Annotated in this window: 12 protein-coding genes; 5 read left to right on the top strand and 7 right to left on the bottom strand. The window is 63.0% G+C overall.

Translation table 11 applies throughout. The features are described 5' to 3' along the window. The coding region (locus AC1DO7_RS25300; RefSeq protein WP_477116688.1) for a CGNR zinc finger domain-containing protein at positions 1-553 on the bottom strand (553 nt) is incomplete at its 3' end. A gap of 466 nt (positions 554-1019) precedes the next feature. Between AC1DO7_RS25300 and AC1DO7_RS25305 the strand changes: the two genes are divergently transcribed. Both AC1DO7_RS25305 and AC1DO7_RS25310 read left to right on the top strand, forming a co-directional pair. Continuing rightward, positions 1020-1874 carry an alpha/beta fold hydrolase gene (locus tag AC1DO7_RS25305; RefSeq protein WP_441614031.1) on the top strand — a complete coding sequence of 285 codons (855 nt, stop codon included), beginning with the start codon at positions 1020-1022 and terminating at the stop codon, positions 1872-1874. Positions 1875-1951: 77 nt separating this feature from the next. Continuing rightward, positions 1952-2923 (top strand): zinc-binding alcohol dehydrogenase family protein, encoded by a 972-nt coding sequence (locus AC1DO7_RS25310; protein ID WP_477116689.1) that lies wholly within the window; start codon positions 1952-1954, stop codon positions 2921-2923. Positions 2924-3050: 127 nt separating this feature from the next. On the opposite strand, the gene AC1DO7_RS25315 is transcribed toward AC1DO7_RS25310, so the two are convergent. Continuing rightward, positions 3051-3899 (bottom strand): LysR substrate-binding domain-containing protein, encoded by an 849-nt coding sequence (locus AC1DO7_RS25315; RefSeq protein ID WP_441614033.1) that lies wholly within the window; start codon positions 3897-3899, stop codon positions 3051-3053. A 103-nt stretch (positions 3900-4002) separates the two neighbouring features. On the opposite strand from AC1DO7_RS25315, the gene AC1DO7_RS25320 reads away from it, so the two are divergent. Next, a complete protein-coding gene (locus tag AC1DO7_RS25320; protein WP_441614074.1) occupies positions 4003-4650 on the top strand; it encodes a LysE family translocator in 648 nt (215 codons plus the stop codon). 163 nt (positions 4651-4813) lie between these two features. Here AC1DO7_RS25320 and AC1DO7_RS25325 read toward each other — a convergent pair whose 3' ends face one another. From AC1DO7_RS25325 to AC1DO7_RS25340, 4 genes are all read right to left on the bottom strand, one after another. Then, entirely contained in the window at positions 4814-5974 is a 1161-nt protein-coding gene (locus AC1DO7_RS25325) for an MFS transporter (protein ID WP_441614034.1), read from the bottom strand. Then, positions 5971-7326 (bottom strand): MFS transporter, encoded by a 1356-nt coding sequence (locus AC1DO7_RS25330; RefSeq protein ID WP_477116690.1) that lies wholly within the window; start codon positions 7324-7326, stop codon positions 5971-5973. Before AC1DO7_RS25330 ends, AC1DO7_RS25325 begins: the two co-directional genes overlap by 4 nt. Before the next feature lie 59 nt (positions 7327-7385). Continuing rightward, positions 7386-8147 carry an SDR family NAD(P)-dependent oxidoreductase gene (locus AC1DO7_RS25335; protein ID WP_477116691.1) on the bottom strand — a complete coding sequence of 254 codons (762 nt, stop codon included), beginning with the start codon at positions 8145-8147 and terminating at the stop codon, positions 7386-7388. 87 nt (positions 8148-8234) lie between these two features. After that, positions 8235-9992, bottom strand: a complete 1758-nt coding sequence (locus tag AC1DO7_RS25340) for an FAD-dependent oxidoreductase (RefSeq protein ID WP_477116692.1) — start codon at positions 9990-9992, stop codon at positions 8235-8237. 172 nt (positions 9993-10164) lie between these two features. Here AC1DO7_RS25340 and AC1DO7_RS25345 point away from each other — a divergent pair, with 172 nt between their 5' ends. Next, positions 10165-10971: an IclR family transcriptional regulator gene (locus AC1DO7_RS25345; RefSeq protein WP_441614038.1), complete on the top strand. Its 807-nt coding sequence runs from the start codon at positions 10165-10167 to the stop codon at positions 10969-10971. A gap of 193 nt (positions 10972-11164) precedes the next feature. Here AC1DO7_RS25345 and AC1DO7_RS25350 read toward each other — a convergent pair whose 3' ends face one another. Further along, positions 11165-12091 (bottom strand): LysR family transcriptional regulator, encoded by a 927-nt coding sequence (locus tag AC1DO7_RS25350; RefSeq protein ID WP_477116693.1) that lies wholly within the window; start codon positions 12089-12091, stop codon positions 11165-11167. A gap of 103 nt (positions 12092-12194) precedes the next feature. Between AC1DO7_RS25350 and AC1DO7_RS25355 the strand changes: the two genes are divergently transcribed. After that, complete coding sequence (locus AC1DO7_RS25355) at positions 12195-13157, top strand: tripartite tricarboxylate transporter substrate binding protein (RefSeq protein WP_441614040.1); 963 nt, start codon at positions 12195-12197, stop codon at positions 13155-13157. Positions 13158-13163 lie beyond the last annotated feature (6 nt).

Raw genomic sequence — 13163 nt, forward strand, 5'->3', positions numbered from 1 at the left:
ATCTGCGGCCATGGCCCCGCGTGTGATCGGCAAACATCAGCGTGCACTGAGGACCCTCGCACGCTTTCACATGCAAGAAGTCTTCTTCACACACGAGTTTCGCGAGTATCTCGGCGATCGGCATCAGCAACGACTCCGGCGAGCGCCACCGTCGAGTCGCACGTAGTCCGAAGGCCGTTGGCGCACCTGGCGCGTTGGCGACGATCTCGGCATACYCTTCGTCCCGCTCAAGCAGGCGGTTTAGAGGTTCGAGTTCACGCAAATCCTCGGCGACCAGCGGTCGTCCCTTCGTACGCTGGACAAATCCCCTGAACCATTCCCGCAGACTTCGCGCCTGTGCCGCGACGCCATCGAGTTCGCCGGGCATCGACTCCGACCGTAGCGCGTCGAGCGTGCTGCGAGGCACCAAACCTGCCTGTTCTAGCCACGCAAGAAGGCCTTCCCCATCACCGATCCAGTCGACTTGCTCACTCGTCGGCGTGGCAACCGAGTTCAGGAAATCGAGGCCCTGCGCATCGGCCACGAATATTGCGGGAAGTCGTCGGTAGTCCATCTCAAGTGACCTGATGTGCAGTGTTGATGGAGGCCATGGTAACCCCTTAAAATCGTCTTGACAAGTTACACAACAAGAAACTAACCTACATGAACACAGCAGAACGGTTACTCGGGTTCGGAGCGTGTGCATTGCAAACGGCTGGAAGATTGAAAGGAGCGAGAAATGCCTCGTGGAGACGTGAAAGCGGCGCTAGGGGATGGCGCCTGGGCGGACGGAGCGAGTTGCAGGAAGGTGATTAGCGGTCTGGCGGAGCGAGGCGTCAATGCAAGGGCGGCATCCGTGCCGGTGATGTCGTCCGGCGAAGACATCGCCGTACTGGACAGAGCGCTGCAACGAATCGAACAACCGGTTGTGCTTGTCGGCGACGCCCAGCCTGGAAAGCGGCGGTCACTTCGCATGTTGGTTGCTGTTTCCAACGCGTGTTAACCACCGGTCACGTCATCAACTCACGAGAGAGAACCTCATGTCCGCTATTGCCTATCGCCACGCCGACGTCGACGGCTTCAATGTGTTTTATCGAGAAGCCGGTCGTGCCGGTGCCCAGAAAGTACTGCTCCTCCACGGCTTTCCAAGCTCGAGCCACATGTTTCGGGATTTGATTCCTCAACTGTCCGACCGCTTCCATCTGGTTGCGCCGGATCTACCTGGGTTTGGTCGTTCGGATATGCCGGCCCATGACACCTTCGCCTACACGTTCGACAACATCGCCGACGTGATCAGCCGCTTTACCGAAGTGATCGGGTTCGATCGCTTTGCCGTCTACGTATTCGACTACGGCGCGCCGACGGGCTTTCGGCTTGCGCTGAACCATCCGGAGCGGATCACCGCGATCATTTCCCAGAACGGCAATGCTTACGAAGAAGGACTCAGCGAAGGCTGGAATCCTATCCGGGCTTATTGGCGAGATCCTTCGCAGGGAAACCGTGAGGCACTGCGGGCCCTGTTGACTCCGGAAACGACACGCTGGCAGTACACACACGGGGTATCTGACACGGCTTCGGTATCGCCGGACGGGTATTCGCTGGATAACTTTTACTTGGGCCGTGCCGGCGCGGACGAGATTCAACTGGACCTGTTTGGCGACTACCAAAGCAATGTCGCGTTGTATCCCGCGTTTCAGCAGTATTTCAGAACGCACAAGCCTCCGTTCCTCGCCGTCTGGGGGAAAAATGATCCATTCTTCCTGCCTGCTGGCGCTACGGCATTCAAGCGTGACATCCCTGGCGCGGTGGTGCGCTTTCTCGATACGGGCCACTTCGCGCTCGAGACGCATGCGACAGAAATCGCCGCGGCCATGCGTGATTTTCTTGTTACCTGAAGTGTGGGTGTGTGTGGTCGATATGTAGCGACCAGACACGCCAATCAAATTGATTGTTCAACCAAAGGAGCAGCAATATGCGTGCAATCGTGATCGAGAAATTCGGCGGTCTGGATGGCCTTGTCTACACAGAGTTGCCTGAACCCGAACCGCTGGCGGGCCACGTGGTAATCGAAATCAAGGCATTTGGCATCAACCACGCAGAGATGCATATGCGGCGTGGCGAATGGGCCGAAGCCGCAAAGGTAAGCGGCATCGAATGCGTCGGGGTGGTGAAGTCGTGCCCTGGCGGCGAGTTCCCGGTTGGGGCGAAGGTTGCCGCGTTGATGGGAGGTCTAGGTCGAACCATCAACGGGAGCTATGCGGAATACACGCGCGCACCGGTGTCCAACGTCGCATTGATTGAGTCAGACCTGTCGTGGGCCGAACTGGCGGCCATCCCCGAAACCTATGCGACCGCATGGACCTGCCTGTTTCGCAATCTCGAGATCACGGAGGGACAGACGTTGGTCATCCGCGGTGCGACATCATCGTTTGGACAGGCGGCGGTGAAACTGGCGGTCAATGCCGGTGCGCGGGTCATCGCAACAACACGCAATCGCGAGCGCTTCGAGATGCTGGAGGGCCTGGGCGTGGCACGTGTCGAGCTCGAGGGACYGGACCTTTCGCAGCGAATTGCCGAGGCAAAGCAGGTTGACGCGGTACTCGACCTCGTCGGCAACAGCACCATTCTCGATTCGCTGGCGATGCTGCGACGGGGTGGCCGTGCCTGTCTTGCGGGCTGGTTGGGCGGCCTGGCTCCGATCGCGGACTTCAACCCACTCCTGCAAATGGCGAGCGGCGTGTATCTGACCTTTTTCGGTAGTTTCGTGTTCGGCACCCCGGGTTTTCCGCTGTCCGACGTACCGCTTCAGAAAATCGCAGAAGACGTGGCGGCTGGCCGTCTCAAGGTGACTCCGTCCCGGGTGTTCGGCTTTGATCAGATCCATGAGGCGCATCGGGTGATGGAAGCCAATGAAGCCGGCGGAAAGATGGTAGTCGTTCACTGAAGCAACATTGGCTTACCCAGACCGGGAGACATGAGATGTCCACGAAAGTAGCGATCGTCACGGGCGCCAGTCAGGGCGTCGGGCATTCGGGCGGATCGTGTCGATATCCGGCCATTGAACGACCGATCTAGCCCCTCATTTCAGCCAGAATCTGCTCGGCGAGAAAATCACACGGCGGTCGGCCGGACTGTGCGCTGCGGGCAAGCACGACCTCGAGTTCGTCCAGGGGCGGCAACCCTTCGTTCTGGGATAGCTGGACAAGGTGCCCCGGCACGCTGCATCTTGCGAGGGGCGCTATCGCGAGCCCCGCTTCTACCATGCTGACAAGGCCCAGCAGACTCGGGCTTTCGTAGGACATCCGGTACTTGATATTTTCCCGCTGCAGCGCGCTGATGGCATGGGCACGCGCGGTGCTGCCATGTGCGAAGACGGCGATGGGCAGCGGGCGTTCTTTCCATACTTTCCTTGCGGCCGACCCGGCCCACACCATCGGCTCGAACCGGATGAATTCGCCCGCGATGCCCCTTGTTTTCGTGATGCAGGCCAGGTCCAGCGTATTGTCTTTGAGCAAGGGAGCGAGCGCACTGCTGGGCAGGCCGATGACCCGGATTTCGACACGCGGGTGAGCAACCGCGAACTTTCCCAGAACCTGTGGCAGCAACGATGAAGCGTAGTCGTCAGGAACGCCGATGGTGACCCGGCCCTTTATCTCCGGGCGAACGATCGACGCCCATGCTTCCTCCCGCATGGCAAGCATTCGGCGGGCATAGTCCAGAAGCGTCCTGCCCTCTGCCGTAATCGCCACGTTGCGGGTGCTTCGCACGAAGAGCGGTTTTCCCAGCGCTTGTTCAAGCGCCTTGATCTGCATGCTCACCGCCGATGGCGATCGATGCACGGACTCCGCACCCCGAACAAATGAACCTGTATCGGCGACCGCCACAACCATTTCAAGAACGTCCAGATCGAGCTTCTTCATTTTGGTCAGAAAAGCTGAGCAATGGATTCAGTTTAATGCGTTTTACTTGAGTATGCATCGGACCGATACTGCTTGGGATGACCACTTGAACGAGCCCACAAAAATGCACGGTACGGTATCGATTTACGGATTTCTGGCGGTCGGCGGAATGCTTGCCGTGACACCGGGTCCGAACATGATCTACGTGATGTCGCGCTCGATTGCGCAAGGACCTGCGGCCGGCCTGATATCGCTTGCAGGCGTCATGCTCGGATACCTCGTCTATATGTTCGGGGCAGCATTCGGCATCACGGCGCTTTTCCTGAGGGTGCCTTATGCAGGCAGCGCGTTGGGTGCGGTGGGCGCCGTGTATCTGTTCTATCTGGCGTGGCAGGCCGTGAGGCCTGGGGGCCGTTCGCCTCTGGAGGTTCGCGATCTGCCTCGCGAACAGCCTCGCCGGCTCTTCGCGATGGGCGCAACGACTAGTTTGCTGAATCCCAAGCTCGCGATGGTCTTTCTGTCGCTCCTGCCGCAATTCATCAACCATCAGGACGGCAGCGTGCTGAGGCAATCGCTCGTGCTCGGTTCGTCGCTGATTGTGGCATTCGCATCGGTCAATGGCTTTGTGGCGGTCTGCTCCGGCAGCATGGCGAGGTTCCTCTCCAGCCGCCCGGGACTTCTGCTTGCTCAACGCTGGACTATGGGCGTTGTTCTGCTTGCCCTCGGCGCAAACATGGCCATCGATGCATTGAAGTCGGGAGGCTTCTATTGAGCTACGTCGCAAACCAGGTCGAGAGCGGCCGCCTGGTCGGAGACGATCAGTGGCCGAAACTGGCTGCGGATTCAAGCGGTCGATACAACGAGTTGATGGAATCGTTGGTGGGCCGGTGTATCGAAGTTCAGGGTTTTCCGCGGGCGTTCATTGTGCCGCCTGGCTATCCGGGGCGGTGACGGGGAGCGTCCGCGCGGAGCCGTGCGCCGAATGCCAGGCCGAGAACGGGAAGGGCCACGGCGGCGGCGGCGAACAACCATCGCGCTTCCAGCGTTCCGGCGACGGCCGCGGCGCCGCTCATGCCGATCGCCTGTCCCAGGAACAGGCTCGCGGCAAACAGCCCGACCGCCGTGCCGCGCGATGGCGGGAACACCTCGGTCGCCTGCGTTTGCAAGGTGTTGTGAAGCATGTAGAAGCCGAGTCCGCCGAGGAAGCATCCGGGGACGCTCCATTCCCACCGTGGTCCGAGCGCCACGATGGCAAAGGCTGCGCCCAGGAGCATGCCGCCGAGGGCGGCCAGCGCATCAGGCCCCAGGCGCCTGAACAGCACGCCTGAGACCGCCACATAGGCCAGGCCACCAGCACCATACATCGCCATCACGGCGCCGGCCGCGCCCAGGCCGAGCCCGAAGCGGCCGTGCAGGTAGGTCGGCACGAAGGCAAATCCCGCCAGGGTGAACAGGCCTTCGATTGCCGTCACTGCGAACAGCAGCCTTGCGCGCGGCTGACCCAGCACGCTGCGGAACTGCTCCCCGAATGAACGCCTGGCAGCCAGGTGGGAGACCAGGCCCGAGCCCCGCGTCCGCACGGCGAGCGCGGCAACGCCAGACCCCGTCGCCAGCACCCAGAAGACAACGCGCCAGTGCAGCCAGTCGGCAAGCAGGCCGGACATCCACTGGCCACCGATCGTCCCGCCGATGGTCGCGAGGAAGAAGCGGGCAAGCACCTGCTGCCGGTCCCTCGCCGGAACCGTATCGCCGATCATCGCCATGCTCATGGGGATGACCCCCGCCGCTGCGGCGCCCGAGAGTCCCCGGGCCAGCGCGAGGGCGGGCATGGTCGGGGCCACGGCGGCCATGACATGCGCAACGGCGCAGCCGGTCAGCGCCAGCGTGATGACGCGAAGCTTGCCGAAGCGGTCGCCGAGCGGGCCAAATACGAGTTGCATCAGCCCATAGGCCAAAGCGAACGCGGAGATGGACCACGCTGCCATGCCAACGGGTACGCCGAAGTCCGACGATAGCGCCGGAAGCAAGGCGTCACACGCGCGCATGGACGCCATGCTCATGGCCGCCGCAATGGCGAGAGGCCCGAATCGCCTCACTCCGCCACCCTTGCCATCGGATAGGCGTGCCGGGGCTTGGCGATCATGAATACCGTCCCCGCCGCGAGCAGCGCCGGCACCGCGAGCAGGCCGAATACATCGCCGAAGCCCCAGCCAAGGCCGAGGAGGCCCGCACCGATAAAGGAGCCCGCCATGCCACCGATGCGCCCGATGCCCWGCATCCACGCCACCCCGGTGGTGCGTGCCTCGGTCGGATAGAGGCTTGCGGCGTAGGTGGACATCGAAGTTGCCGCGCTCGTGACCAGGGTGCCACAAAGGAAAAGCGAGATACCCAGGAACTCCGGATGATCGACACCGCGTCCCACCACGATGACGAGCACGGCGGCCAGCAGGTACGCCACGACGATGGTACGGTTGGCATTGAAGCGGTCCATGAGCCAGCCAGCAGCAAGGTTGCCCAGCAGGCCACCAAGGGGAAACAGGGAGGCCAGCAGCGCGCCACGTTCCACGCTGTATCCGGCTTCACGGAACAGCGTCGGCATCCAGTTCGTCATCAGGTAATAGATCACCAGACCCATGAAGCACGACAGCCAGAGCATGACGGTGCGCCGCCGGTATCCTGCCGACAGGATGAGTGCAAGAGCCGAAGCCTTTCCCGCCTTGCCTGCCGCAGCCATCGGCGCGACGAACACGCAGTGTTCGAGCGTTTGCCGAGGCGCAATGCGCTTCAGGATGCGCGCGATCCGCTCGGGCGCCCCGTTGCGCACCGCCAGGAACTGGGCCGACTCCGGAAGCAGCGCAAGCAGCAGTACGGCGAGTACCAGCGGCGCGATGCCGCCAGCCGTCAACACGCCGCGCCAGCCGAAATGGGGAATCAGCCAGGCCGATGCCGCGCCGCCCGCCACCAGTCCACCGGAGAAGCCGCAATACATGGCATTCACCGCAAGGGAGCGCAGACGCGACGGCGCGTATTCCGACATCATCGTGATGGTCGTCGGCATGGCTGCGCCGAGTCCGAGGCCGGTCAGGAAGCGCAGGACGGTCAACGTGCCAACGGTTTGCGCCTGGGCGGCAACGAGCGTCCATCCTCCGAAGCATGTGACAGCCGCCACCAGTACCGCCTTGCGGCCAACGCGATCCGCCACCGGTCCCGCGAAGATCGCGCCCAGGCTCAGCCCAGCCAGTGCGGCGCTCATGACGACACCGAGTTCACCGCGGGCGATGCCCCATTCGTGYGCCAGCGACGGAGCGATAAAGCCGATGGCCGCCGTGTCGTAGCCGTCAGCCGCCACGACGAGGAAGCAGAAGGCGAGGACCAGCCACTGGCAGGGGGAAAAGCGTTCGGCGTCGATGAAGGACTGCACGTCGATCGTGCGGGATGCCTGTTTCATCGTTTGTCTCCTGGATGGGCGGGCAAACGCGATGTCCGCGCCTGCCTCGTTTGTGAGGGTCAGGCGGCGAGGTATCCGCCGTCCACGGGCAGGGTCACGCCGGTCACATAGGTGGACATCGACGAAGCGAGGAACAGCACCGCGCCCACCAGCTCTTCGGGTTGCCCCACCCGGTTCATCGGGATACGGGACATGAAGCGTTCGAGCTTCGCCGGGTCCGTGCGCGTGGACGCGGTCATGGGCGTGTCGATGACGCCCGGCGCAATGGCATTGACGCGCACACCGTCGCRCGCGAGGTCGGCTGCCAGCGACTGGGTCAGCATCTTCACCGCGCCCTTCGAGGGCGAGTAGCCGAGCGTGTTCGGCTGGCCCGAGAACGACGCGATGGAGGCGACGTTGACAATGGCGCCACGGGTCTGTCGCAGGGCCGGCAGCCACGCGTGGCAGACGTTGAACGTCCCTTCGAGGTTGACCTTCATCACCCGCTGCAGGTTGTCCAGCGCATGCTCGCTGTCGATGCCCTGGCGAATCAGGATGCCGGCGTTGTTCACCAGCACGTCGACGGGGCCGACGCTGGCGGTGATCTCTTCGGCGACGGCACGGCACTGCGCGGCATCGGTCACGTCCAGCGCGCAGGCACGCGCCGCGTGGTTCCGGGCATCGATCATCGCCGCCGTCTCATTGGCATTGGCTTCGTTCATGTCGGTGACGACGACCGTCGCGCCGGCCTCGGCGAGGCCGATGGCGATGGCCCGGCCGTTGCCCTGGCCCGCGCCGGTTATAAAAGCGACCTTCCCGGTCAGGAGTTGAGGAATCAGCATGATTGCAATCCAGGGAAATTCAGGGTGAACGCCGCCACGCGGCCGCCGCAATGCGGCCGCGTGGGTGACAACAATCGGGCAGGGAGTTCAGTGCATGGCCAGAGGCTCGCGCGCGGAAGCCGCGCTCGCATTCGGGGGCGTGGCCTGAGAGTGATCGGCGATGTGGTTGCCCGCGACATAGCCGAAGGTCAGGCCCGGGCCGAGCGTGATGCCCGCACCGCTGTACTCGCCGCCCATGATGCTTGCCGCGTCGTTGCCCGCTGCGTAGAGGCCGGGGACTGGATCGCCGTCCAGGGAGACGACCTGGGCGTGCTCGTTCGTACGGATGCCCATGAAGGAGCCAAGGTCGCCCGGTACGAGCTTGAGCGCATAGAACGGACCGTTGGCCAGCGGCGCGACGCAGGGATTTGGCGTGTGCAGCGCATCGCCCTGGTAGCGGTTGTAGGCTTTGCTGCCACGCCCGAACTCGGGGTCGCGCCCGTACTGCGCCGTTTCGTTGTACTGGCGAACGGTGGCGGCGAGCGTCGCCGGTTCGATACCGACCTGCTTCGCAAGGTCCTCGATGGTCTTGCCGCGCTTGAGGTAGCCGTTGCGCAGATGCGGCCCGAGCGGCATCGGGAACGGCTTCACGAAGCCGAGGCCGTAGTGCCGGATCGCCGCATGGTCGGCGATCAGCCAGCACGCCGTCTCCGGCTTGCCCTTCGAGGCGGCGATCATCGCCTGCACGAGATCGTGGTACGAGTTCGCCTCGTTGGCAAAGCGCTTGCCATCCAGGCTGACGGCAATCACGCCTGGTTTCGCCCGGTCAATGAAGTGGGGCATGATGCCGGTCGTGCCGTCCTTGCGCGGCACGAGCGACATGGGCGTCCACGCGGCGGCATTCGACAGGTTCTTGTCGAACACGCCGCCCACCGCTTCGGCCATGCGCACGCCGTCGCCCACATTGGTCTGCGGCGTTGGCGAGAAGTGGCCGTGGCCTGCCTGCACGTGCGGGTAGGTCTCCTTGCGCCGCTCGAGGTCGTGCGGAAACCCGCCGCTGGCCAGCACCACACCGTGACGCGCCTTTACGCTGATCCGCTGGCCGTCGCGCTGAAGCACTGCGCCCGTGACGCGCCCTCCGTCCTGCAACAACGCCACGGCAGGCGACGACAGCCATACCGGGACCGACAGGTCGGCCGCCGACTTCGCGAGTCGCGCGGCCAGCGCATTGCCGTTGGTCAGCGTCATGCCCCGCCCGTACTTCATTACCTCCAGGAAATGCCTGGTCAGGCGTTTGGTGACATACCAGGCGGACGCCAGCGATCGCGTCACCCGCATGAAATGAACGATCTCCTTGCCGGAGCCGATCGTCACACCGAAGACGGTCAGTTCCGGCAGCACGGGGCCGAGGGTCTTGAGCAATGGGCCGAGTTCGCGGGCGTCGTACGGGCGCGTCACCATCGAGCGGCCGCCTTGCGCGGCGCCGGGCGCCTCGGCGTGGTAGTCCGGGAACGTTAGCGGCATGTCGAACTGGACGGCGGTCTYCGACATGAAGAACTCGATCGCTTTGGGGCCGTTCGCCAGGAAGGCGCGTACACGCGCCTCGTCGAACCCGGCGCCGGCCTGGTTCCGGATATAGGTCAGCGCCTGGTCCGGTTGTTCGTGATGGCCGTATGCCTTGGCCAGATGGGTGTTCGGCACCCATAGCCAGCCGCCCGAGCGGGCCGTCGTGCCGCCGTAGTAGCTCGCCTTCTCGGCCACGATGACCTTCAAGCCCCGGCTGGCGGCGGTAATGGCCGCGGACATGCCGGCGACGCCTGATCCGATGATCAGAACATCACATTTTTCCTGTTGCAGTGCAGACATCGACTTCTCCATTCAAGTGCGGGCGGTATGGCCGCCAAGAGCGGCGCCGCCATGATTGCTAGATTAGTACTAGCGCGCTTGAAATGATCTACTAGTTAACCCTACGCTTACGCATTAGATAATGTCTAGTGTTATACTGCGCGCACTAACCATCTCATGGCAGGGACATACCGTGGACCAGACCGACCAGGCACCCGAGCCACCCGAGCGAGAACGCCGCGGCATCCAGTCGATTGAAGTGGGGGGGGAAATCCTGAAGGTGCTGGCCTCCGAGGCCAGGCCGATGGCGCTACGCGATCTCGTGAAGGCGGCAAACATGCCGTCCGGCAAGATCCATCCGTATCTGGTGAGTTTCGGGAAGATCGGACTCGTCGCCCAGGACCCGGTCACGGGTCGCTATCTGCTCGGCCCGATGGCCATCCAGCTCGGGCTGACCAGCCTGCAGACGCTCAACCCCATCCGCGAGGCCACGCCGTTCGCCGAAGCGCTGTCGGAAGAAACGTCGCACGCGGTCGCGCTCGCGGTATGGGGAAACCTCGGGCCGGTCATCGTGCGGCTCATCGATGCGTCCTATCCCATCCACACGAATATCCGAACCGGCACGGTCATGTCGCTCGCCAATACGGCAACCGGCAGGATTTTCTCGGCGTTCCAGCCGCGCCAGCTCACCGAGAAGCTGTTGCTGGACGATCGCGTACGGCTCGGCCCCGATATCGCGCATCCGCTGGACGCTGCCATTGTGGAGGAGATGATCAAGGAAGCGCGGGCGCGCCACATGTCCCGCAGCATCAACCATCCCACGCCAGGGATCGTTGCCTTTTCCGCGCCCGTGTTCGACTACTCGGGAAACATTGCGCTGACGATTACCATCATGGGGCCGACCGGCACGGTCGATACCGATTGGGACGGCCCGGTTGCCAAAGCGCTGGATGCCTGTGCGCAGGCAGTTTCGAAGCGCCTTGGCTACCGGGCCAAGTAGCGGTGCTTGCGAGGGGAATCGTGCACGCTGCCGAGCGAACAGGCGTTCAGCTTCGTGTGGCTGACCGTCGGCATGGCATGACCGCTGCCGATTCCAACGTAGCCGGCTATCTGTCCCCAAGCGGTATCCGCATTACGTCGCATACGCGAGCCTGGCGCCGACGTGAGTGATGCTCTGGAAGGTAATACCAGTACTACCAGTGACCGTCCGAGCCGCCGGAAGCTGGACCACGGTGATCGGCGAAGCGGTCCAGCAGGAAGTCCACGAGAACCCGAACCTTGTCGGGGCGATTGCTCTGGGCCGGAAATACGAGATTGATATCCGCCGGTGTGAGCTGCCATTGCGGCAGCACCCGGCACAACGCGCCGCTTCGCAGGTGCTCCGCGACGTCCCACTCCGAGCGTACGATCAAGCCTTGACCATCGAGCGCCCAGGCCAACGCGGACTCTCCGTCGTTTGTGCTCATGGTCCCGCGGATCTTGACGGTTTCCTGCTRCGCGCCGTTGCGCAAATGCCAGGTACCAAACGTCTCATCGCTCTCACGGATGAAAATGCAGTTGTGCCGGGACAGGTCGCGCGGACTTGAAGGCTCGCCGCTTGCTTCGATGTAAGACGGTGCGGCACAGACCATGCGGCGGTTGTTGGCCAGTAGCCGACCGGTCAGTCGCACATCCGGCAGTTCTCCAAAGTGGACCAGCACGTCCAGACCCTGCTCGACCAGGTTCAGCGAACGATGGCTCAGATAAAGCTGCACCTCGACTTTCGGAAACTTCCGCGTGAATTCGGAGAGGGCCGGCGCGATATGCCTTCGTCCGAATCCCAGTGTTGCCCCGATTTTTAGCAAGCCGTGCGGCGTACTGCTGCTTCCCGCAATGGTGCGCTCAAGGGCTTCCATCTCCGCATGAATTCTGGCGCCTTCGACCAGGTAGCGCTCCCCCTCGGGCGTCAGGCTGATGCGTCGCGTGGTCCTGTGCAACAGGCGGACACCCAGACGGGCCTCAAGGCCAGAAAGCCGCTTGCTGACGGCCGGTGGCGTGACGCCCAGTTCCTGCGCGGCCCCTGCAAGGCTTCCGTGCCGGTTGATCAGCATGAAAAACGCAAGGTCGGAGAAATGGTCCATTGGTGAACTACAGGAACGAAAGAAGTGAATAACTATGAATTATGCGTCATGTGGTAACTGATAGGATGGTTTCCATAACGATTCATACTCACAGGAGACGCCCATGAAGTTTGCCCATCTCACCGCAGCGCTGATTTGTGCCACGTTCGCTGGCACTGCGGCTGCGCAATCCTATCCTCAGCGACCGGTCCGGCTCATTGTGCCGTACGCGCCGGGTGGAAGCGCCGACATCGCCGCGCGTCTGGTATCTGACACTTGGGCGAAAAGTCTGGGCGGCACCATCGTGGTTGAGAACCGGGCCGGCGCCGGCGGCAATATCGGTGTCGATGCGGTCGCGAAAGCCGCCCCCGATGGCTACACGATCGGACTGCAAACGGTCTCGCTCGCCATCAACCCGGGCCTGTTCCCGCGCATGCCGTACGACACGCTGAAGGACCTTGCGCCGATCGGCATGGTCGCCAGTTCGCAGCATGTCCTGGTGGTCAACAACAATGTGCCCGCCAGGAACCTTCAGGAACTGATATCCGTTGCGAAGGCAAAGCCCGACAAGCTGACCTATGGTTCGGCAGGCAACGGGAGCACGTTTCATATGTCCGCAGAACTGTTCAAGTCTGTGGCAAGCGTCTCTATCGTCCACGTCCCTTATCGCGGCGGTGGCCCGGCCCTGGTTGACACGATCGCCGGTCAGGTCGACATGAGCTTCCCGGTGGTTTCCGCCGCCCAGCAACATGTCCAGAGCGGCAAGCTCCGGGCGCTGGCTGTCACCGGATCAAAGCGCTCCCCACTGCTTCCCAATGTCCCGACCGCAGCCGAGGCGGGCCTGTCCGATTACACGTTTGAAACCTGGTTCATGGTGTTTGCGCCGGCGGGCACGCCGAAGCCTGTCGTAGACAAGTTGAACGCCGCACTGAATGCCGCGCTGGCATCGCAGGCGGCCAGGGACCGGATGCTCAAGGAAGGCTTCGAGGCGACGCCGAGCACGCCCGAGGCGGCGCGGCAACGCCTGGAAAAGGAGATGCCCATGTGGGCCAGATTGATCAAGCAGCGCGGCATCACCGCGGAATGATCCTGA

Source organism: Cupriavidus sp. 05N40 (assembly GCF_056397305.1).